Raw genomic sequence first — 21,673 nt, forward strand, 5'->3', positions numbered from 1 at the left:
GTGTTTTACGAGGATACCTGTTCACGAAGGACCGACGCGGTAAGCGAGATCATCAGGTAGATACCAGCAAACAACAGGAAAGCCAAAATCGTATTTTCGAACTTGCGCGGATAGCTGGGATCTTGGCTTGGCACAGGATTGACCGAGACGGTCAGATACCGCACCTGCCGGTTGGCCTCGGTTCGTGTGGTTTCCATGTACTGCATCGCGGTTTGCAGCAACATATCCCGTGCGACCAAATCAGCCTGTGCCATTTGAATCCGAACGCTCAGGCGGGCCAGCGAGTTTTCGCCTGCCGAGACATCCAGCATCTCGGCATTCAGCTCGTCCAGCACGTTTTCCAGTCGGGTAATATCTGCGTTCACCCCGTCGACCTTGGCCTGGTTGGGGCGCAGATTGTCCAGCAAGGCAGCCAGCTCAAGGCGTTTGTCCTGCAGCAAAATCTCGATCTCGTTAATCCGACCACGCAGACCTGCAAGAACGTTTTCGGGGTCAAGAACCGCGCCTTGAAGCTGCAGTTCGATCAGGTCTTCCTGAGCTTGCCTGCGCGCCGCTTGCGCCGCTTCGAAGCTTTCAAGCGCGTCGCGCATCTGGTCATCACGCTTTTTACCAGACAGCGTGTTCACGCGGCTTTCCGCATATGAAATCAAACGCTCGGAAAACTCGGTCGAGGTCTGCGGGTCCGGGGCGATGATTTCCATCCGGATGATTCCGTCGGTAGGATCGTATCCGATCGTTACGATGCGCTTATAAAGCTTATAAGCCTCTTCCAGTGTTGCGTCTGGGGCCAAACGTTGGACCGGATCGATCCAATCCTGCTTGAACACCTCTGAAAACCCGGCATCCCGGTCCAGCAGCAGCAATGCTTCTTTTGACTCCAGAAAGTCCTGGACTGAGACTGAGTCCGGCCCGGTGGCAAACGGTGTGCCAGACAACAGGCCACCAACTGCCGCGCCTGCACCATCCGCTTGCAGGATTGAGAAGGAGGAGTTGCTGGCATACATCGGCGTCGCGATGCGGTAGAAATAGAACCCCACGACAAAGGTCGGCAGCAAAACAAACGCGGCCAATCTGGCGAATAGGGTGAACAGTTTGATGCGCCGCCTGCGCGCGATCTCTTTCTGAATTTGCCCGATTTCCAGGTTGCGCCGTTCGGCAGGGCTCATTTCAGGGCCCGGAACGCCATACTGTTTTTCCTGCGTGGTTTGAGGCAGCTGAACCCGGACTTTGTCTTTGGGTTTGCCGGGATTTGCGTCCGCGCCCGGCTCTTTTGCAGCGGCAAGTTCGAGCAGATTTGTCCGCTCGAACGGATCAATGCCCTTTTTGCGCAGCAGTCGTACAGCGTCATAATCCGAGGACGCGGCAAGCCCGTGTTTTTGGGCAAGGCGTCTTGCGATGCGCAATTGGCGGCCGGTCAGACCTTCGCGCTTTATGTCGTCCAGTTCTGTTCCGGGCTGGGGTTCATTGGCGGCGGGGGGGCTTTGCGTGGCGTTTCGGATGCGCGCAATAGCATCCGCGCGTGCCTCGGCCGAGGCATCGACCTGCCGCTTGCGGCCCAGATTGTACTTTCTAACCTTGGGTTTCGTAGTCATATAGCTGTTTTGCCTCTTCCAAGGTTTCAAACATGTAAAGCTGCCCGTCCAACAGAACCGCCGCCTGTTGGGCAAACTTCTCTAGTGTTTCGGGGCTGTGCGATACAATCACCAAGGTCGTCGTGCGCAGACGCTCCTGCAAGATGTCCCCGGCTTTTTTGTTGAACTCAACATCCGTGGAAGAGGGCATCCCCTCATCAATCAGATACATGTCGAAATCCAGCGCCAGCAGCAATGAAAAGGTGAATCGCGCCCGCATCCCCGAGGAATAGGTCGCAAGCGGTTGGTTGAAATATTCACCCAAACCGCAAAGCCAACTACAATAGGCCTCAACATAATCGGGATCCATGCCGTATATTTTGGCGATGTAGCGCGCGTTTTCCAGCGCCGACATCTTGCTGGACACACCGCCAGTAAATCCCATTGGAAACGACACTTTGCAATCACGGCGAATGACCCCTTCATCCGGCTTTTCCAGCCCCGCCATCATATTGATAAGAGTGGTTTTTCCGGTTCCATTGGGGGCGAGAACGCCAAGCGATTTGCCCAGCTCAACCCGGAATGAGACCTGATCCAGGATCACCTTTCGGCTGGTCCCGGTCCAGAAGGATTTGCTGACATTCTCGAACTCAAGCATCTGCTCTCTGCTGCTCAATCCAGTATTGTGTCGCTCTTATCACATGGCGATGAGGTGCATTTCCTATCGGTCCATGTTGGCTACATTATGTCGAATTATGAAACAAATCATCAATATGCGCCAGCGATTGGAAGGGGCAGGTAACATTCGATGGTCAATCTGATCGATGAGATTCAAGCTTGCCGCCTTTGCGCCGATCAATTCGCGCAAACTGAGACGGCCCATTCACCGCGCCCGGTCGTTTGGTTTAAGCCGGACACACCTATCCTGATTGCTGGGCAGGCGCCGGGCGCGCGCGTACATGAGTCGGGCCGCCCGTTCACGGATCCCTCAGGGGATCGATTGCGCGCTTGGTTGGGCATTGGTGATTCCGTCTTCTACGACCGGGCCAAGCTGTCCATTGTGCCCATGGCATTTTGTTTTCCCGGATATGACGCCAAGGGCGCGGACTTGCCGCCTCCTGCGATTTGCCAAAAGACATGGCATGACCGCGTGGTTGAGGCGCTTGGCAGGGTGCCGCTGACGGTTCTTGTGGGTGGCCATGCGCATAAATACCATCTTGGCGCGCGTGGTTCGGTTACGGATACGGTCAAAGGTTGGAAGTCCCACGCACCACATGTCTTCCCCTTGCCTCATCCGTCCTGGCGCAATACGGCATGGTTAAAGAAAAACCCGTGGTTCGAAGCCGAGCTGCTGCCAGTTTTGCGGGCCAGGGTGCAAGAGGTACTGGATGACTGAAACAACGGCATTGGATACGGCTCACGCCGCGATGCACGCCGCCCCGAACGATGACAAAGCTCGGTTGAAGTTCTTCGAGCGTTTAGCAGATAGTGAACTGTTCCTGATGCTGACCGAAGAGGTCCAGGGCGACAACATCTCGCCCGAGGTGTTCGACGTGGCGGACGGGCAGTTTGTGTTGGCGTTTGATCGCGAAGACAGGCTGGCGCAGTTCGCGGACCGCCCGGTGCCTTACGTTGCGTTGTCCGGTCGGGTGCTGTCATCGTTGCTTGCGGGGCAGGGGATCGGCCTGGGTCTGAACCTGGAGGTGGCCCCGTCTTCGATGTTGATCCCGGCCGAGGCGCTGGGCTGGTTGGCGACGACCTTGCAGCACGGCCCGGAAGAAGTGCAGGAAAGGATCGCTGAGTTTCTGCCACCGAAAGGGCTGCCCGACAACCTGCTGACTGCACTTGATACAAAACTCGCAACCGCCGGTGGGCTGGCCCAATCGGCCTATTTGGTCGCGACGAAATCAGCACACGGTGCATCAGGACATCTGCTGGGGTTTGTAGGTGCGATTGAAGGGGCCGAGGCGGCTCTAGCCAAAGCCGCATCCGAGGCGTTGACCTTTTCAGGTGTCGAAGCGGGTGCGATGGATGTTGGGTTCTTCGCGATGGATGATGTCGCGGCTGGGCTGCTGGCGAAAACAGGCTTACGGTTCGACCTGCCACAGCCGGAAAAACCGGATACTATACGCCCAGCTCCGGGGAGTGACCCTGAAAAGCCACCGATCCTGAAGTGACGACCTACCCTTTACGCGGCGCCAAAGCGACACCGCGGAAGGATATGATCTGTCTTATTCGGATGCTGTTTCCAGCTTGTCCTGCGTGCGCGTTTCGAAATCGCTGGCCTCGTGGCGTTCGTGCAATTGTGTGTGCGGCTCGCCGAACGGGCGGTTGACCATGCGACCCCGTTGAACCGCCGGACGCGCATCAATCGCTTTGGCCCAACGCATGACGTTTTTGTAGGATTCGACATCCAGAAACTCTGCAGCGTCATAGAGGCGGCCCAGAACCAGTTGCCCATACCAGGGCCAGATGGCCATGTCTGCAATGGTGTAGTCTTCGCCCGCGATATAGGTTTTCTCGGCGAGCTCTCGGTCCAGAACGTCCAACTGGCGCTTGGTTTCCATTGCGAAACGGTCGATCGGGTATTCCCATTTTTCAGGTGCATAAGCATAGAAATGGCCAAAACCGCCGCCTAGATACGGTGCACTGCCCATTTGCCAGAAGACCCAGTTCATCACCTCGGTCCGTTCTGGGCCGGACTTGGGCAGGAAGGCGTCGAATTTCTCGGCCAGATGAAACAGGATCGAGGCGCTTTCGAAAACGCGGAGCGGTTGGTCGCCGGATCGATCCCAAAGCGCAGGGATTTTCGAGTTTGGGTTGGCCCCAACAAAGCCCGAGCTGAACTGATCACCTTCTCCTATGTTGATCAACCAGGCATTATATTCGGCACCTTCGTGACCCAGGGCCAACAGCTCTTCCAGCATCACGGTAACTTTGACGCCATTGGGCGTGGCCAGCGAATACAGCTGCAAAGGATGGCGTCCAACGGGAAGATCCTTGTCATGGGTCGCGCCCGCGATAGGCCGGTTGATGTTAGCAAATCGCCCGCCGCTTTCGCTGTCCCATGTCCAGACCTTTGGGGGAGTATATGTGGATTGATCGCTCATCTGGTGCCTTTCTTACCAAATCCGGGTGCACGCGCGCCCGATCTTCCTACAGCTAATGTTGCAATCTTCCGAGTCCAACCCCGCCTATCGGTGCTTCCTGTAATATTCCCCGGAGAACATCTCACGATTTCTCGTTCTGGGTCACAGCGGCGCGAGCAGGGCTACGACGGGAAACAAATTCGCTTATTGTTAGCGCAGTCCCGCCAACACGGCGCCCTTGGGCACATGACCTAGAAAAGGAATGACCATATGAAACGCTTTGCTTTGACTTTCGCTGCGGCCATGACACTGGCTGTTCCGGCCTTCGCCGGCCCGCAATATGTTGACGGCACCGGATTTGCCGTCTCGGGCTATGACGTGGTTGCCTATCGCAACCTGGATCAGGTTCCTGTTGGCCAAAGTCAGCCCTCGGGCGTTCGTGGAAATGCGGATATCACCGCTGAATACAACGGTGCGACCTGGGCGTTTTCGACCGAAGAAAACCGCGACAAGTTTCTGGAAAACCCGGCCTACTATGCGCCCCAGTACGATGGCCACTGCGCTTATGGTGTCTCAAAAGGTGGCAAGGTTCCGGCGAACCCGAACCTGTGGCGCATCGTTGATGACAAACTGTATCTGAACATCACGGATGTCGTGGTTGGCTTCTGGGAAGAAGATGTGCCGGGCAATATCAATCTGGCCGAAGGCAACTGGCCGGGCATTGAAACCGGTGATGCGTCGACCAGTGTTATCCCCAAATTCACCTCGGAAGGCCCGGTTAGCAACTAACCGACCACTCACGAAACAAGGCCCGGCTTACCCCCATAAGCCGGGCCTTATGCTGATCAGCTGGCGAGCCAATACTCGTTCCGGATCGCCTGATCAGCTTCGAACCGAATACGCACGCTTTTCGCGCCGGGGAATTTGCTTTCGCAGATCGTATCCGGAATGATGACCTCACCAGCGCTCTGGTCGTTTGACTGAAAGCTCAGAACCTCGGTTTCGCTGTTTCTCGACGAGCTTAGAACCGAGGTCGGCAGAGCAATACGATTTGCGCCTTCACACACTGGCGTTGGCACAAAATAAGTCAGATTGCGCCCATAGCATCCAACTGCGTCAGGAACGTGATCCGATTCCGCTAGCGTGGCCGCGTCAGGGTCAGTGGCACTATGCGATTCCGCACTTGGCAAGGCACGGCTCGGGTCCAACATGGCCACACAATTGGCGATATCTTCAGGCTCCAGCTCGATAATGCGTCGCCGCAGACGTGGTCGCCGCGGTTGGCTGGGCCCGTTATTGGCGCCTTTGACGGTCAAGCCTTCTTTGCGCAGATAATCATAGGCCGCTTTGGCCCGTGCGAAGTTTGCAGAATCCCCACCCGTGTGATCGGGATGGGCGTGAAAGGCGATGCGCCGCCACGCATCCCGGATATCATCCGGAGCGGCATTTGGGTCCAACCCGAGGTCCGCCAATGCGTCGGTGCGTGCCTTAACTTTGTCAACAGTCTCCATACTCAATACACTCTTTACAAACACATGATCCGAGTTTCGGCATCGTCACATTTTTGTCAATTTTTACAGAGTATTGGGGTGGCCAGGGATGACAATGCGCGCATGGTTTGCGGATTGTTTTTGAATTCAATGCTCACCTCGGGCAGAACCACAATGCGGCAACAACTGAGCCTTGTAATATGGAAAGCCCAGACCGCGATGCAGTCCGGGCAGAAATCCAAAAGAAACGGTTTTGTTAGGCGACGTTCTGAAGCTCGGTTTTCGGGGTGATCCCCAATGCAAAGCAGACATCGCGGGTCAGTTCCGGGCGGTTCAGCGTGTAGAAATGCAACTTATCCACACCGCCTTCGATCAGGTCAGAACACAGCTCGGTGCAAAGAGCGGTGGCCAATAGATCCTCGCGGTCGTCGCGCACGGCTTTCTCAAATGCCTGATCGACCCAATCCGGGATATGGGCTCCGCAACGCTGGGCAAAGCTGCGCGCGCCTTTCCAGTTTTCGATTGGCAGAATGCCCGGCACGATGGGCTTGTCGATCCCGGACTTCACGCAGGCATCGCGGAAGCGGAAAAAGGTTTCTGCTTCGAAAAAGAACTGGGTCAAAGCCTCATCCGCGCCTGCATCCAGCTTTGCCTTTAACCAGTCTACATCTGCCTGCATATCGCGGGCTTCAGGGTGTTTGTCGGGATAGGCACCAACGCGGATGCTGAACATCTCGGTCTCGGCCAGCGCTTCGATCAGTTCGACGGAATGGGCAAAGCCCTCGGAATGAGCGACGAACGTGTTCTGCCCTTTTGGTGGATCACCGCGCAAGGCCACAATGTTCTCGACGCCCGCTCGGGCGAACCTGTCTGCGATCTCCAGCGTTTCCTGACGCGACGCATCAACGCAAGTCAGATGCGCCGCAACCGGCAAGCCAGACGACTTGTGTAACGTCGCAACCGCATCCCGTGTTAGCTCTCGTGTGGTGCCCCCGGCGCCATAAGTAACCGAGACAAAGCGGGGTTCTAACGGGGCCAGTGTCTGCACCGTGTCCCAAAGACGAAATGACGCCTCAAGTGTTTTTGGCGGAAAGAACTCAAATGAAATTTCAGGTCTGGTCATCACGGCCTCGCAGGATCAATTGAGCCTCTTGTGCCATGTGAAGCGATGTGAGACAAACTCATATTCTTCAAGAACAACATGAGTTGCGCGACATATGCATATCGAGTTCCGGCACCTGCGGACCATCAAAGCCATCCATGAATGCGGTGGCCTGGCGCGTGCGGCCGACCAGCTGAACATCACACAATCTGCGCTGAGTCATCAGATCAAAGGGTTGGAGGATCAGGCCGGGGTCGAGCTGTTCCTGCGCCGGTCGAAGCCGATGAAACTGTCTGCTGCCGGTCTGCGACTGCTGCGGTTGGCCGAACAGATCCTGCCGCAGGTCGAAGCCGCGCAGCAAGAATTCACGTCGCTGCGCGACGGGCGCACGGGCCGCATGCATATCGCAATCGAATGCCACGCCTGTTTCGAATGGCTGTTTCCGGTGCTGGAATCGTTTCGGAAATCCTGGGGCGATGTGGATGTCGACATTCGCCCCGGTCTGGCCTTTGATGCCTTGCCCGCGTTGCAGAAGGAAGAGGTTGATCTGGTCGTCTCTTCCGACCCCGAAGATCTGCCGGGTGTCGAATTTGTCGAACTCTTTGATTACAATGCTGTATTTGTCGCCGCCTCGTCGCATCCGCTGGCCGAGAAGGACTATATCGAGGCTGAGGATTTTCGGGGTCAGACACTGATTACTTATCCGGTTGAGCGCACACGCCTGGATGTTTTCAGCCAATTGTTGATCCCGGCGCGGGTTGAACCGGCGGCTATTCGGCAGGTTGAACTGACCGCTGTAATCCTGCTGCTGGTTGCCTCGAACCGGGGTATTTCCGTCTTGCCCGATTGGGTCGTGCGCGAAGTCAAATACAACTCGGACTACGTTACCCGACCATTGACGAAAGAGGGAATTACCCGCCGTCTATATGCCGCTGTCCGCTCGGAAGACCTGGAAAAACCCTTCGTGCAGGAATTGGTCAAACTGGCGCGCGACGAGGCGCGGAAGTTGCAGGCGCAGTAGCAGCATTTTCGGCGGGGCTGCTATGCGCATCATTCCTCTTGGCAAGGGCGCATTGCATCAGTATACGCGCGGTTTGACCGGACAGGAGCCTTTTCACAATGGTTGGCAGTGCAAATCTCAACATCATGATCAAAGCCGCGCGCAAGGCGGGGCGGTCTCTGGTCAAGGATTTTCGTGAAGTCGAGAACCTGCAGGTGTCGATGAAGGGCGCGGGCGATTTCGTGTCCAAGGCCGATATCGCCGCCGAAGCCATCCTGAAAGAGGAACTGCTGGGCGCGCGTCCAACCTATGGCTGGCTGGCTGAAGAGGGCGGTTCGATAGATGGTGAAGACCCGACCCGCCGCTGGATTGTCGATCCGCTGGATGGCACAACCAACTTTCTGCACGGGCTGCCGCATTGGGCGGTCTCGATCGCGCTGGAGCACAAAGGCAAGATCGTTGCCGGTGTAATCTATGATGCGGCCAAGGATGAGATGTTTTTCGCTGAGAAAGGTGAGGGCGCCTGGATGAACGACATGCGGATTCGCGTCTCCGGTCGTCATCGCATGATTGAATCGATCTTCTCGACAGGTTTGCCCTTCGGTGGCCGCTCCGATCTGCCGGCGACCCTGCAAGACCTTGCGCGCCTGATGCCCGCTTGTGCCGGTGTGCGCCGCTGGGGCGCTGCTGCGCTCGATATGGCTTATGTGGCCGCCGGTCGCTACGAAGGCTTCTGGGAGCGCCGCCTGAATGCTTGGGATCTGGCCGCAGGCATCATCATCGTGAAAGAGGCCGGTGGCTTTGTGCAGCCCCTCAATCCCGAAGGCAGCGTTCTGGAAGACGGCGAGGTTATCTGCGCCAACGAGCCGATCTTTGACAGCTTTGCCAAGGTGATCCGGGGCTAAACGCCTTTACCTGCGGGGCACGCGCGGGATGCGGGATTGCGACAGTTTGTACTTTGCCTCGGGATGAGGCGGATGGCCATGGGTGCGATCCCAATATGCCGCGCCACCGCGTCTAAGCCATAGTGGAATGCACAGGATCAACCCTACGACAAACCCCCCGGTATGGGCCCAGTAGGCAACGCCACCTTCGTCGGGGTTGCTGTTCAAGCTGCCCACAAATTGCATTCCCAACCAGACACCCAGCATCACAAAGGCCGGGATCGAAAACACGCGGAAATACACGATCAGGATCAGCAGGATGTCGACGCGGGCCTTTGGGAACAACAGAAGATAACCCCCCATCACTCCGGCAATTGCGCCAGACGCGCCGATCGTTGGCACCACCGAGTCTGGCGCGGTGATGACATGGATCAACCCGGCGCCGACTCCGGCCACAAGGTAGAACAGGAGAAAGGGCAGATGACCCATCTCATCTTCCAGATTGTCGCCGAAAATCCATAAAAACAGCATGTTGCCTGCCAGGTGCATCCAGCCGCCATGCAGGAACATGGAAGTCACGAAGGTTTCGAACGCATAGCCATCCGTGATCCGCGCGGGAATGATCGCGTAGTCGTAATAAAACCGGTTGATCAGCGACGCGTCATTCATGATCCCCACATAGCTGACAAAGATCAGGATATTGGCGGCCATGAGTGCGTAAACGACATAGGGTGTACGCCCCGAGGGGTTATGATCGCGGATCGGAAACATGGCGCGACGCTGGGCTTTTCCAGACGCGGCGTCAAGAACAGCTTATGCCGCACCGGGTCATTTCCCTGCAACTTGACAGAAGGCGGAACAGGGTCATCCTTGCAGTATGACACATATGCTTCACGGTCTGATCATTGGCGTCGCTCTGACCACATCCGCAGCCGCGCAAACCTGCCCGGATGCTCCGGATCATGCGCAGGGAGTGAGCGATCTGATTTCACAGCTTCAACAAGCCGAGTCTGAGGTTGTGGCGCGCACGTATTCCAACCAGATGTGGGAGCTTTGGACAGATGCGCCTGACGCAAAGTCACAGACCCTGCTAGATCGTGGCATGGCACGGCGCGAAGCATGGGATCTGGTCGGAGCTTTGGAGGAGCTTAATCAGCTGGTAGAATATTGCCCGGAATTTGCCGAAGGCTATAACCAGCGGGCTTTTGTGAACTACCTCAAGCAGGATTTCGGATCGGCCTTGCAAGACCTTGATGTGGCCATTGAATTGTCGCCGAACCATGTTGCCGCAATCAGTGGGCGGGCGTTGTCTTTGATGGGTTTGAAACGGTTGGACGAGGCCAGGGCCACACTGAAACAAGCGCTGGAGCTTAATCCATGGTTGTCAGAACGCGCCTTGTTGCAGCCCGGTGGCTTGCTGGACCCTCCGGGACAGGACATCTGAACTATCGGGGGCGCCCGCCGACCGCCAAGGTGATATCGCGCGCGGCTTCGGCAACCAGCCTGCCAAGGTTCTCAACCGTATCACGGTTAAAGCGGGCGGTCGGGCCAGACACAGAAATTCCGGCGCATGGACTGTTCTGTTCGTTGAAGATCACCGCGCCGATGCAGGACATCCCTAAATAGCGTTCTTCTATGTCATAGGACCACCCACGCTGCCGTGTGGTTTCAAGATCAACCATCAGCGCCTTGGGATCACTTAGCGTACGGTCGGTAAATGCCTCGGGTTCACTCGCGGTTAGTATCCTTGAAACGGCCTCAGGCTCCATCGCTGACAGGATGGCCTTACCGATGCCCGAGGCATACATCGGTGACCGTGCACCGGGCGGAAAGAACGCGCGGATCGGATTTTTGGTTTCGATCTGGCCTACAAATACAACGTCACTCGCATCGGGTACTGCCAGATTCGCCGTTTCTCCGGTATCGTTCATCAGCCGGTGCATGATGGGTTGCGACACCTCGATCACGCTGTTGCGCTTGAGGAACGAGGCACCGGCGCGATAGGCCTCGATCCCGATCATCCATTCCTGGCGGATTTCGTCGAACCTGACAAAGCTGTGCTTGGCGAGTGTGGTCAGGATGCGGTGTGTGGTTGCGGTGGGTATTCCCGTTTCGCGGCTGAGATCGCTGAGGGTGCTGCGTTCAAGCCGTGCAAGGGTGCTGAGCGCTTCCAGAGCGCGATCCAGAGATTGCAGCGTCCCAGCGGAACTTTCCTTGAACAACGATTTGGGCCTGCCGCGCGGTCGTTTCTGAATGTCCAAATTCGGGTCCTCCTGCGTCTTGCGAGAACGGTACGTGGAATTCAGGATTTTTCATATGGCGAAAAATATTTTTAGTAGCTCCGTTGATGTGCGATCAAATGGAACTTAGGCCCTGACACGGCGCCCCAATCCAACATTTTTTAAGTTTTTTGTTTCCCTACGGGAAACCCCCAATATCGCGTCAGTTTGGGATGCTGTATCAGGGTGAAGTCTATCAGGTCCTTCGCGACCAAATAGTTTTTCCCCGATGAGGGGCTGGCCTATACCCCCTTCTGGCCGGCCCCTCACTTAGTTTGGGGTCAACTCATCTTAAGCAGTTGGGCGACCCGCGATGGCAACTCTTCTGCGTGATCATAGGCCGCTGTGTGTGGGATGTTGACAACGGGTGTTTTTCGATAGCCCTGCGTGAACAATAGAAATGGAACGTCAGCACGGACCGCTGTTTCCGCATCAACCTCGCTGTCGCCGACAAAAAGGCGCGGCCCTGCGCTGTCTAATGCGTCGAAGCTGGCCAGCAGATGCCGAGGATCCGGTTTGCGCATAGCCATGCTGTCTCCACCCAGAACCACATCGAAGAATCGCGACAGACCCAGCGCATGGAGAATGTGGCGTGCAGGGGCTTCGGGTTTGTTCGTACACACTCCGAAGGTATAGCCCTTGGCTAGCAACTTTTCCAACGCACCAGGGATGCCCGGATAAGGAACTGTCATGCTGCTGGCGGCGTCGTCGTAATGGGCGCGCATGCGTTTGGTCAATTCGGTGTGTCGTTCCGCAGGAAGTCCCACATGCCGGATCATTCGTTCTACCAGTTTAGGCAACCCATTTCCTACGAAAGAGGCAATGATCTCTTTCGGTAGCGGCGGCAATTCGATGTCTTCCAGCGTTCGGTTGGCCGCTGCTGCGATATCACCAAGGCTGTCGACAAGCGTTCCATCAAGGTCGAAAATGATTGCCGCTGCCATAGGTCACATTCCTTCCTTGCCATTTGATTTACTGTCTAGCGCGCCAGAACTTAGGCGGTAAACCGTCAATCTTTGGGAACGATGTATTGGGCGCTTGACATACCTTACTAAATTAATCAGATTAAGGGTTAAGACAATGAGCCAACCCGGTTTCGGGTCAGCCAGAACTTGAGAAACGCGAACAGATCAGGCGTTTGCCTTGACCCTTCTGGAGTTGACCGATGAATGTGCAGAACCCGAATCCCAGCCAGTCTTATTCAATGTCCATCTTGCCATCCTACAAAGCCGATGATCTGACCAAAGGCGGCAATCTTGCGCATATCGAGCTGGGGGATCAACTGTATACGCTGCGGATCACCCGCGCAGGTAAGCTGATCCTCACGAAATGAGCAGCGCATCACCCCGTGGCGGTGCAGCCGTTGGCAGGCTATCCGACCTGAGCCCAATAGAAGCAGGCGCAGTGATGTATTTGCGGCTGTGGGGTGATGGTCCCGCAGGCCGTGCAGACGCCGCAAGCGACTTTGATATCGCGCTGGGCGTGGATCACGGACAGGCCGCGATGCTGACGCTGGACCGGTTATGCTCGCTTTGCGCCACTCACGGTCGCCGCCAGTTGGTACGGCATGGCCTTGGATGCGCGTGCCTTGGTGCCGATGAGAACTGTTTCGCGCAGATGATCGGTGCGGCGGCTGATGGTGCACGCGAGGATGCGATGATGATCGCGTCTTTGATCGTGCGTCCGGATTTTGCCCCGGCCTTGGCGTCATTGTCCGAGGATTTGGGGTTTGCCCTGCGCCGGATGACGAAGTCTGTACCGCTGCCAAGCACCGGTCATCAGACACCGTCAACCGTTTTGCACTAGCCCCGCTAACAACACCCGCATCCGGCGTGATGGTGATCATGATCGCACGCCGGTTCAGGGGTATAATCTCCAACCTCTGACAACACATCCCGCAGAGCCCATAGGATCATATCCACATCTTCGGCCTCGATTGTCAGGGGTGGGCGAATTTTCAGGATGTTGTCCTTGGGCCCCTCGCTGCCGATCAGGATGCGGTGATCGCGCATCCGGTTTTTGACAAATTGGCAGATCTCTGTGCTTTCCGAGCCATCTGGGTTGATCAGCTCAACCCCCAGGAACAGCCCCATCCCGCGTACATCCCCGACGCATGCGAAATCAGATTCGATCTGTTTCAGCCCTTCGATCAACCGTGCGCCCATGTCCCGTGCGTTGCCCTGAAGGCCTTCGTCATCGACGATATCCAACACCTCTTTGCCGATCCGGCAGGAAAGGGTTGAGCCGCCAAAGGTTGAAAAGAACTCGATCCCGTTATCGAAGCTTCGGGCGATTTCCTTGGTGGTGACCACAATGCCAAGGGGGTGGCCGTTGCCAATGGGTTTGCCTAACACGACGATATCGGGCAAAGCCCCCTGATGTTCGAAGCCGAAGTAGTATTCCCCCAAACGGCCAAGTCCCGTTTGTACTTCATCAGCGATACAAACTCCCCCGGCTGCCCGGATTTTCTCGTAAACCGCAGGCAGATATCCTTTCGGAGGGACGATTTGCCCCCCAACCGATGGAAAGGTTTCAGCGATAAAGCCGGCTATCCCATGGTCTCTGTCACACAGTGCTGCAATGGCAGGGTCCACAAGCGCGGCGAATTTAGCGGCGCGGTGGGGGTCGTCGCGTTTGAAAGATCCGCGAAAGTCGTCAGCTACCTCAACCAGTTCGACCCAATCGGCCTGCCCAACACCGCCGGGTTTGTTGAACTTATAGGCTGAAATTGCAACGGCAGTGTTGGTGTTGCCGTGATACCCATGATCCGGTGTTACGATCCCTTTGGCGCCGGTATGGGCACGGGCCAGTCGCAGGGCAAGCTCATTGGCTTCGGTGCCGGAATTGACGAAGAAACAGACCTGCAAATGATCAGGCAGTTTGGACAATATCTTATCTGCAAACGCCGTTTGTGCCGGATGCAGATAGCGCGTGTTTGAATTCATCCGTTTCAACTGATCCGCAGCAACGGCCTGTATCCGCGGATGCGCATGCCCCACATGCGGGACGTTGTTGTACGCGTCCAGATAGGGGCGGCCCCATTCGTCGAATAGATGATGTTTCCAGCCCCGCACTAGCATGACCGGGTCATCGTAAGTCAGGCTGAGGTTGCCGCCGAAATGATCATGCCGACCCTGCAAAACCGTGCTTTTGTCGGTTGGCTTATAGAAGACCTTATCGTCCGGCAGATTCAGCAGCGCCGCTGGATTTGGGCAGAGCTTGTGCCATAGGAACATTTCGTCGGGATCACCAACACCGGGCCAGTCGCTCTCCATCCCATCCGTGGTCAGTGCCAGCTGGAAATGGACATGCGGGGCCCATCCGCCATTCTGGCTGGCATCCCCAAGCTGGGCAAAAGCCGCCCCTTGCGCCACCGGGTCGCCGGGTTGCAGCCGCTCACAAACCTCAGGGTCCAGATGACCGTAGAGCGTATAAAACGGATCGCCCTCGGGTGTTTCATGACGCAGGATTACAATGCCGCCATAGTCCAGATGCATGTTGCGGTTCTCTGCGACCTCAACCCGCCCGCTCAGTGGCGCATGCAGCGCAGTACCAGCCGGGGCGAATACATCCACGGCCAGATGCACGGTCCGCCGGTCCGAGGCTTTCCAAGGACCCTTGCGAAACCCTGGCTCTGCATAGATCAGACGCGGTTCGTTGTAGTAACCCAGCCAGAGCCCTTCCCCGAACTCCTCTCCCACGCGAGCGGCTTCTTCCAGCGGCATGTGGAACGGGTTCTGCGGCCAGACCGAGTTTTCAACAGATAGGGACCCCATAGGGGCATTGCTCAGGTCTTCCCCGAACATCGGTGCGAACCCACCGCGATTATCGGCGAGGAAGGCGCGAACACGATCAGCTCCATCAGTCACGGGCAGGCCGCAGGCTGCGCGTAGGCGCGCAGACATCAGGCCGCCGTTGACAGATACGTTCTCCAGGAACCGCCATGCGGGCGCCTGCGAAATCGTGACATAGGGATCGTCTGGGTTATCCACAGCCACTAGGGTCGAGTTCACAACCGACACCGCCAAGCGCATGCGCAGCAGCGGCCAGACCAGATCGATCTCCTGCGCGCTCAGTCGGTTTGCCGCGTGATAGCCGCGCACCAAGGCGGTCAGCGCGCGTTCGGGTTTGGGATGATCCAGAACGACATAGGCGCCCGCGATCGCGAGATCGCAAATCCGAGGGGCAGCGCACATGTCGCCCAGATCAATCATGCCCGAAACCGTATGACGTTGCCTAAAATCGCCATCGACCAAAATATTGTAGTCATTTGCGTCATTGTGAATGGCCTGCTTTGGCAAGCGGATAAGCTGATCAGAAAGCGCCCTGAATCCCTGTGTTATCTCGGCGAGCAACCTACGCCGATCCGGGTCTGAAACAGCATCCAAATGCGCTTCAATCCAACCCGCTTGCATGAGGTCCCATTTGAAATTTGGCCGCTCCAAGGCGGCATGGGTGAAACCCTCCAGCGCACGATCTGTCGCGCCCAGAACGCGTCCCAGTTTAAGGATCAGCTCCTCACTTTTGGGCGCGGTCTTGGCGTAGCATTGACCGGGCAAGCGCTCCAGCAACCAAACAAGCCGGGGGGTGCCTGCTTCGTCCTGAACTTCGGGCAAAAGGTCCCCATTCAGATCGGCAAAAACCTTTGGAAAGGGCAGCCCTGGCGCAGCGGTGGCGATATGCGCCAATGCCTTGATTTGCAGATCCACAAGGCCGGTTTCACATCCTGCACGCATGACCTTGAGCACATAATCCTGCCCGTTTTTGGCCTCGACCAGAAAGTTCAGATCATACTCGCCATCCAAGCGCGTCAAACGCGCCTCAAGCCCCCATTGCGCGCGCAACGCTGTTGTCCAGAAAGCAGCTGTATCGCTCATACCTTATCCTTCTGACCGAAGGATCCATCCTTCATCTGGCCAAAAAATATCCTTGGGGGGGAGGCGCGCCAACAGGCGCGGCGGGGGGCAGACAGCCCCCTTCAACCTCAATCCAAGGCGCGCAAACGTTTGAACAGAGAAGACGTATCCCATCGCCCACCGCCCAGCTTTTGCACATCCTTATAGAACTGATCGACCAGCGCCGTGACAGGCAATGACGCCCCTGTCTCATTGGCGGTATCCAGACAAATCCCCAGATCCTTGCGCATCCAGTCCACTGCGAATCCATGCTCAAAGTGGTCGTCCAGCATGGTTTCATACCGGTTGGCCATTTGCCAGCTGCCCGCCGCACCCTGGCTGATCACCTCGACTACCGAACGGCCGTCTAGCCCGGCCTTTTCGGCAAAATGCAGCGCTTCGCTGAGACCCTGAACCAGACCGGCGATGGCGATCTGATTGCACATCTTGGTCATCTGTCCTGCGCCGCTGTCACCGATCCGACGGCAGATTTTTGAATAGACCTGCATGATGGGTTCGGCAGCCTCGTAAGCGGCCTGATCCCCGCCGCACATGATAGACAGAACGCCATTCTCGGCACCGGCCTGACCGCCCGAGATCGGGGCATCTACAAAAGCGATGCCCTTGCTTTGACCTGCTGCATACAGCTCGCGGGTCACTTTGGCGGAAACTGTGGTGTGATCGACAAAGGTCGTGCCTGAGGCCATACCGTGAAAGGCCCCATCATCGCCCGTGCAGACCATACGCAGGTCATCATCATTCCCGACACAAGCCATGACCAACTCGGCCCCCTGCGCGGCAGCTAGCGGAGTGGTCGCCATTGATCCACCATGTTGGTCCACCCAGGCTTGGGCCTTTGCGGCGGTGCGATTGTAGACGGTTACGTCATGACCTGCAGCCTGCAAATGCCCCGCCATTGGGTAACCCATGACACCCAGGCCAAGAAACGCAACTTTTGCCATTTTGAAAAACCTCTCTGATATCGGGCCTTGTGGCCTGCGATGTTCCGCAGGCAAGACCGGTTGGGCAGAGACAAAGCAAAGCTGCGCCCAAAGGGCAACCCCGCGTCAGGGCCTGCCGCCAAGATCTTGCAAGATCGGACAATCGGGCCGATCATCCCCAGCACAGGCATCAATAAGATGACCAAGCGTATCCCGCATGGCTTTCAGATCCGCGATTTTCGCATCGATCTGCGCCAGATGATCTCGGGCCACGCGTTTCACATCTGCGCTGGCGCGGGTTTCATCCTCATACAAGGCAAGCAACGTCCGGCAATCTTCAATCGTGAATCCCAATGCGCGGGTACGTCCCAGGAAATTCAGCTTATGCAAATCCTGAGCGCGAAAAACGCGATACCCATTATCGTCGCGCAGCGGTTTGATCAGATCGATCTCTTCGTAATAGCGGATGGTCTTTGCAGGTAACCCTGTGCGGGTGGAGACATCTCCGATATTCATGCGAGGGCCTCCTTGGATGTGCCGGACGCGGCATTCAGCAAGTCGGCCCTCACCCGGCGCAGGCGCAGGGCGTTGGAAACGACAAAGACGCTCGACAGGGCCATGGCCCCGGCGGCCAGTGCTGGTGACAGCAAGGGTCCACCGAAAGGATAGAGCACGCCCGCAGCCACCGGGATCAGAAGGATGTTGTATCCGAAAGCCCAGCCCAGATTCTGGCGGATGTTGCGCAATGTCTGGCGGCTGATTTCGACGGCATTCGCCACTCCGCGCAGATCACCTGACATCAAGACGACATCAGCAGTTTCGATTGCCACATCTGTGCCGGTACCAATCGCAAGGCCAATATCTGCGGCTGCGAGGGCGGGCGCATCGTTGATACCGTCACCGACAAAAGCCACCGTGCCAAACTTGTCGCGCAACTCATCAATCGCGTCTCTTTTTCCGTCGGGCAGAACCTCCGCCGTGACGTGATTGATGCCCAAACGATCCGCCAGTGCCTGAGCCGTGCGCGCGTTGTCGCCCGTGACCATGGCCAAGGTTACACCTGTTCCTCCTAAGCGCTTCAGGGCCTCGGGCGTGCCGGGTTTGATCGGGTCCGAGACATAGATCGCCGCCGCCAATTGCCCGTCAATGGCCACGTACAAGGGTGTTGCGCCTTCGGAGGCACGGTTATCGGCCTCTGGTTGTAGGTCACTTACCGAAATCCCAAGCTGATCCATGAGCGATTGGGAGCCAATTGAAACGGATTGACCTTCGACCTGCCCGTGCAGGCCAAGGCCGGTGAGCGACTGAATCTCTGAGGCCTCGGGTAACTTGGCGGGACCAGCGCGGGTGATTGCAGTTGCAATGGGGTGCTCAGACCGCGCCTCCAAAGCCGCGGCAATCCGCAGAACATCAGACGAGGCAAATCCATTGACTGGGGTCACGCTGTCCAGTTCGGGACGTCCAAGGGTCAGCGTCCCGGTTTTGTCCAAAGCAATCACCTTTGCCTGCTGCAACTGCTGCAAGGCGTCGCCTTTCCGGAACAGCACGCCCAGTTCAGCCGCGCGGCCGGTTCCCACCATGATCGAGGTGGGCGTGGCCAGACCCATCGCACACGGGCAGGCAATTATCAGGACTGAAACCCCCGCGACTAGAGCGTGCGATAAGGAAGGTGCCGGGCCGAACAACAGCCATGTAGTCACCGTCAGTAGCGCAACGACCATAACTGCAGGAACAAACCGATAGGTGATTTGGTCGACCAAACCCTGAATTGGCAGTTTGGCTCCTTGCGCCTGTTCTACCATTCGAATGACATGCGCCAATACGGTGTCAGCCCCCACATGTGTGGACTCAATCCTCAATGCTCCGGTTCCGTTGACGGTTCCGCCAACAACAGGATCACCGGCAGTTTTGCCCACAGGGGTGGGCTCGCCCGTGATCATGCTTTCGTCGACATAGGTGCTGCCTTCCAGTATCTGCCCGTCGACCGGAATGCGCTCTCCGGGACGGATATGCAGGATATCACCGGCGGCTATCTCAGCAATTGGGAGGTCTTGGGTCTCTCCCTCGACCTCGACCCGAGCGGTTTTGGGCTGCAACCCGACCAGCCTGCGAATTGCCGCGCCAGTTTTGCCTTTTGCCCGCGCCTCGAGCCAGCGACCCAGAAGGATCAAAACCACGATCACGGCGGCGGACTCGAAATAGATATTGGCTGATCCTTGAGGCAACAAATCAGGCGCAAAAACGGCTGTGACCGAATACAAATAGGCGGCACCCGTTCCTAACGCGACCAAGGCATTCATGTCTGGCGCGCCGCGCAGCAGCGCTGGAATACCCTTTTGATAGAATATGCGCCCCGGTCCGATCAGCAGGGCAGAGGTTAGTGCAAACTGAATTAGCTGGCTGGTCTGTACCCCGATGGTTCCGTAAACCCAATGATGAAAGGCGGGGACCAAGTGACCACCCATCTCAAGGATAAACACCGGTAGGGCTAGGACTGCCGCAAGAAGCGTCGCACCGCGCAGGCCTGTCGCCTCATTCGTGTTCGAACTGATACTCGCCACTGGCGAGCTCACCTGCGCGGGATAGCCTATATCGGTAACGATCCCTGCAAGAATGGCGGGCGTGGTACTTCCCTCGGCATAGGTTACATGCGCTGTCTGGGTGGCCAGATTGACATCGGCGCGGACAACGCCCGACGCTTTGGCCAGCGACCGTTCGATCTTGGAAACGCATGACGCGCAATTCATGCCGTCAATTTTGAGAACGCTGTCTGCGAGGACCGCAGGATACCCGGCCTGTTCCAATGCGTCACTCAATACAGACATAGCTGTATTGCCGATCACCTGAGCTGACTGTGTCGCAAAATTGACCGTCGCGGCTTCGACACCCTCAGTGTCGGATAACGCGGCTTCGACCCGCGCAACGCAGGAGGCGCAGTTCATTCCTGTAATTTTGATCTTTATCTGTTGAGCGTCCGCCATCCGACTCATCCCGATCCTTTGCTGATGCCTAGATGGAGGTTCCAGTGACGGGAAGGTCAAGAGGCGCGTGGTATTTCTTTGTAAACACGACGCGTTCCCGCTTGGTTTCTGCAAGAACGCAACGTTGAAACCGCCAGAAACGCCGCGTCACATGGATTGGCGAGACGCACGCAGACCTGTAGCCTTTGGATAACCACTTATCGGAGAGCTTAAGATGTCGCTTTTTTCCTCATCCGCCGCCTGGGTCACTGACGAACACCGCATGTTTGCCGATATGGCAGGCCGTTTCATGGACGATGAACTTGTTCCCAATATCGAAACCTGGGTCGACAATGGCGTGGTAGATCGCGCGTTCTGGCACAAAGCAGGGCAAGCGGGCCTGATGTCTGGTGCAATCCCCGAGGAATATGGTGGCGTTGGCGGTGGCATGGGGTTTGATGCCGTTACCATCTACGAACAAACCGCAAGGGGTGATGCGGGTTGGGGCTATGGCATCCAATCCATTGTGACGCACTACATCACCGCCTATGGCAGCGAAGACCAGAAACAAAAGTGGCTGCCCAAGTTGGCATCGGGCGAGATGGTCGGGGCCTTGGCCATGACCGAACCCAGCACCGGATCTGATGTTCAGGCCGTGCGGACGTTGGCCGAGAAGGACGGCAATTCCTACAAGCTCAATGGCTCAAAAATCTTCATCACCAATGGTCAGTCGGCGGATCTGGTGATCGTTGCGGCGAAGACGGATAAATCTCTGGGTGCCAAAGGTGTTTCTCTGATCGCGGTTGAGACCGAAGGGACCGAAGGGTTCCGCCGCGGTCGGAACCTCAAGAAACTCGGTATGAAGGGTAACGACACCGCCGAGCTGTTCTTTGAAGACGTCAAGGTGCCAATGACCAATCTACTGGGTGCGGAAGAAGGTCAGGGGTTCTATCAGCTGATGAAGCAGCTGCCATGGGAGCGGTTGACGATTGGTTTGATGGCCTTGGGTGCGATCGACTTCGCTATCGCTGAAACAGTGAAATATGTGCAAGAGCGCAAAGCCTTTGGGCAGCGCGTCATGGATTTCCAGAACACGCGCTTCAAGCTGGCAGAATGCAAGACTAAGGCCGAAGTGCTGCGCAGTTTTGTAAACGATTGCATCGCCAAGCTGGAAGCTGGTGAGTTAGACGCTGCCACCGCTTCGATGGTCAAATACTGGGGTTCTGAGGTGCAGAACGAGATCATGCACGAATGCCTTCAGTTGTTTGGCGGCTATGGATTCATGATGGAATACCCGATTGCGCGTCTATATGCCGATGCACGTGTGCAAATGATCTATGGCGGCACCAATGAGGTCATGAAGGAACTCATTGCAAGGTCTTTGGATGTATAGGGAAGGCTCCCGCCCATCTTCGCCGTTTCTGGCGAAACGACTGTGATGGTTGGGCCGGTCCAGCGCGGG

At 56.9% G+C, this 21,673-nt stretch carries 21 protein-coding genes; 9 read left to right on the forward strand and 12 right to left on the reverse strand.

The genetic code is table 11. The features are described from left to right. Positions 1–5: 5 nt before the first annotated feature. Positions 6–1,592 (reverse strand): KpsE/RkpR family capsule polysaccharide export protein, encoded by a 1,587-nt coding sequence (locus ACR0KG_RS18035; RefSeq protein WP_480828037.1) that lies wholly within the window; start codon positions 1,590–1,592, stop codon positions 6–8. Continuing rightward, entirely contained in the window at positions 1,570–2,229 is a 660-nt protein-coding gene (locus tag ACR0KG_RS18040) for an ABC transporter ATP-binding protein (protein WP_353010523.1), read from the reverse strand. Before ACR0KG_RS18040 ends, ACR0KG_RS18035 begins: the two co-directional genes overlap by 23 nt. 150 nt (positions 2,230–2,379) lie before the next feature. Between ACR0KG_RS18040 and ACR0KG_RS18045 the strand changes: the two genes are divergently transcribed. Together ACR0KG_RS18045 and ACR0KG_RS18050 are read left to right on the forward strand one after the other, a co-directional pair. After that, positions 2,380–2,967 carry a uracil-DNA glycosylase family protein gene (locus tag ACR0KG_RS18045; RefSeq protein WP_480828038.1) on the forward strand — a complete coding sequence of 196 codons (588 nt, stop codon included), beginning with the start codon at positions 2,380–2,382 and terminating at the stop codon, positions 2,965–2,967. Then, positions 2,960–3,748: an SseB family protein gene (locus ACR0KG_RS18050; protein WP_480548895.1), complete on the forward strand. Its 789-nt coding sequence runs from the start codon at positions 2,960–2,962 to the stop codon at positions 3,746–3,748. Before ACR0KG_RS18045 ends, ACR0KG_RS18050 begins: the two co-directional genes overlap by 8 nt. A 54-nt stretch (positions 3,749–3,802) precedes the next feature. On the opposite strand, the gene yghU is transcribed toward ACR0KG_RS18050, so the two are convergent. Further along, entirely contained in the window at positions 3,803–4,681 is an 879-nt protein-coding gene (gene yghU, locus ACR0KG_RS18055; RefSeq protein WP_480544150.1) for a glutathione-dependent disulfide-bond oxidoreductase, read from the reverse strand. Positions 4,682–4,930: 249 nt separating this feature from the next. Here yghU and ACR0KG_RS18060 point away from each other — a divergent pair, with 249 nt between their 5' ends. Beyond that, positions 4,931–5,449, forward strand: coding sequence for a YHS domain-containing (seleno)protein (locus ACR0KG_RS18060; protein ID WP_170536350.1), 519 nt, complete (start codon positions 4,931–4,933; stop codon positions 5,447–5,449). A 56-nt stretch (positions 5,450–5,505) separates the two neighbouring features. Here the strand turns inward: ACR0KG_RS18060 and ACR0KG_RS18065 are convergent, their stop codons facing one another. Beyond that, positions 5,506–6,171, reverse strand: coding sequence for a J domain-containing protein (locus ACR0KG_RS18065; protein ID WP_480828039.1), 666 nt, complete (start codon positions 6,169–6,171; stop codon positions 5,506–5,508). A gap of 235 nt (positions 6,172–6,406) precedes the next feature. Then, entirely contained in the window at positions 6,407–7,273 is an 867-nt protein-coding gene (gene metF / locus ACR0KG_RS18070; protein WP_480548901.1) for a methylenetetrahydrofolate reductase [NAD(P)H], read from the reverse strand. Between the two features lie 94 nt (positions 7,274–7,367). On the opposite strand from metF, the gene ACR0KG_RS18075 reads away from it, so the two are divergent. Both ACR0KG_RS18075 and ACR0KG_RS18080 read left to right on the forward strand, forming a co-directional pair. Beyond that, positions 7,368–8,273, forward strand: coding sequence for a LysR family transcriptional regulator (locus tag ACR0KG_RS18075; RefSeq protein ID WP_170536356.1), 906 nt, complete (start codon positions 7,368–7,370; stop codon positions 8,271–8,273). Positions 8,274–8,371: 98 nt separating this feature from the next. Next, a complete protein-coding gene (locus ACR0KG_RS18080) occupies positions 8,372–9,157 on the forward strand; it encodes an inositol monophosphatase family protein (protein ID WP_480828040.1) in 786 nt (261 codons plus the stop codon). Positions 9,158–9,163: 6 nt separating this feature from the next. On the opposite strand, the gene ACR0KG_RS18085 is transcribed toward ACR0KG_RS18080, so the two are convergent. Next, positions 9,164–9,907, reverse strand: coding sequence for a rhomboid family intramembrane serine protease (locus ACR0KG_RS18085; RefSeq protein ID WP_480828041.1), 744 nt, complete (start codon positions 9,905–9,907; stop codon positions 9,164–9,166). Between the two features lie 106 nt (positions 9,908–10,013). Between ACR0KG_RS18085 and ACR0KG_RS18090 the strand changes: the two genes are divergently transcribed. Beyond that, positions 10,014–10,580 (forward strand): tetratricopeptide repeat protein, encoded by a 567-nt coding sequence (locus ACR0KG_RS18090; RefSeq protein WP_480548906.1) that lies wholly within the window; start codon positions 10,014–10,016, stop codon positions 10,578–10,580. Between the two features lies 1 nt (position 10,581). Here the strand turns inward: ACR0KG_RS18090 and ACR0KG_RS18095 are convergent, their stop codons facing one another. Further along, positions 10,582–11,397, reverse strand: a complete 816-nt coding sequence (locus ACR0KG_RS18095) for an IclR family transcriptional regulator (protein WP_480548908.1) — start codon at positions 11,395–11,397, stop codon at positions 10,582–10,584. A gap of 299 nt (positions 11,398–11,696) precedes the next feature. Next, positions 11,697–12,359: a phosphoglycolate phosphatase gene (gene gph, locus ACR0KG_RS18100; RefSeq protein WP_480548910.1), complete on the reverse strand. Its 663-nt coding sequence runs from the start codon at positions 12,357–12,359 to the stop codon at positions 11,697–11,699. Between the two features lie 221 nt (positions 12,360–12,580). On the opposite strand from gph, the gene hemP reads away from it, so the two are divergent. Beyond that, positions 12,581–12,748 (forward strand): hemin uptake protein HemP, encoded by a 168-nt coding sequence (gene hemP, locus ACR0KG_RS18105; protein ID WP_170536364.1) that lies wholly within the window; start codon positions 12,581–12,583, stop codon positions 12,746–12,748. Then, positions 12,745–13,221 carry a hypothetical protein gene (locus ACR0KG_RS18110; protein ID WP_480828042.1) on the forward strand — a complete coding sequence of 159 codons (477 nt, stop codon included), beginning with the start codon at positions 12,745–12,747 and terminating at the stop codon, positions 13,219–13,221. The genes hemP and ACR0KG_RS18110 overlap by 4 nt, the downstream gene beginning before the upstream one ends. A 5-nt stretch (positions 13,222–13,226) precedes the next feature. On the opposite strand, the gene ACR0KG_RS18115 is transcribed toward ACR0KG_RS18110, so the two are convergent. The 4 genes from ACR0KG_RS18115 to ACR0KG_RS18130 form a co-directional block, all read right to left on the reverse strand. Further along, positions 13,227–16,292 carry an aminotransferase class III-fold pyridoxal phosphate-dependent enzyme gene (locus ACR0KG_RS18115; RefSeq protein WP_480828043.1) on the reverse strand — a complete coding sequence of 1,022 codons (3,066 nt, stop codon included), beginning with the start codon at positions 16,290–16,292 and terminating at the stop codon, positions 13,227–13,229. Between the two features lie 107 nt (positions 16,293–16,399). After that, positions 16,400–17,272 (reverse strand): NAD(P)-dependent oxidoreductase, encoded by an 873-nt coding sequence (locus tag ACR0KG_RS18120; protein WP_480828044.1) that lies wholly within the window; start codon positions 17,270–17,272, stop codon positions 16,400–16,402. Between the two features lie 105 nt (positions 17,273–17,377). Further along, entirely contained in the window at positions 17,378–17,767 is a 390-nt protein-coding gene (gene cueR / locus ACR0KG_RS18125; protein WP_480828045.1) for a Cu(I)-responsive transcriptional regulator, read from the reverse strand. Continuing rightward, positions 17,764–20,232: a heavy metal translocating P-type ATPase gene (locus ACR0KG_RS18130; protein ID WP_480828046.1), complete on the reverse strand. Its 2,469-nt coding sequence runs from the start codon at positions 20,230–20,232 to the stop codon at positions 17,764–17,766. Before ACR0KG_RS18130 ends, cueR begins: the two co-directional genes overlap by 4 nt. Before the next feature lie 214 nt (positions 20,233–20,446). Here ACR0KG_RS18130 and ACR0KG_RS18135 point away from each other — a divergent pair, with 214 nt between their 5' ends. Beyond that, on the forward strand, positions 20,447–21,604 hold the full coding sequence (locus ACR0KG_RS18135; RefSeq protein ID WP_480828047.1) for an acyl-CoA dehydrogenase family protein: 1,158 nt from the start codon (positions 20,447–20,449) through the stop codon (positions 21,602–21,604). Positions 21,605–21,673: the final 69 nt, after the last annotated feature.

The organism is Ruegeria sp. H4 (assembly GCF_056533065.1).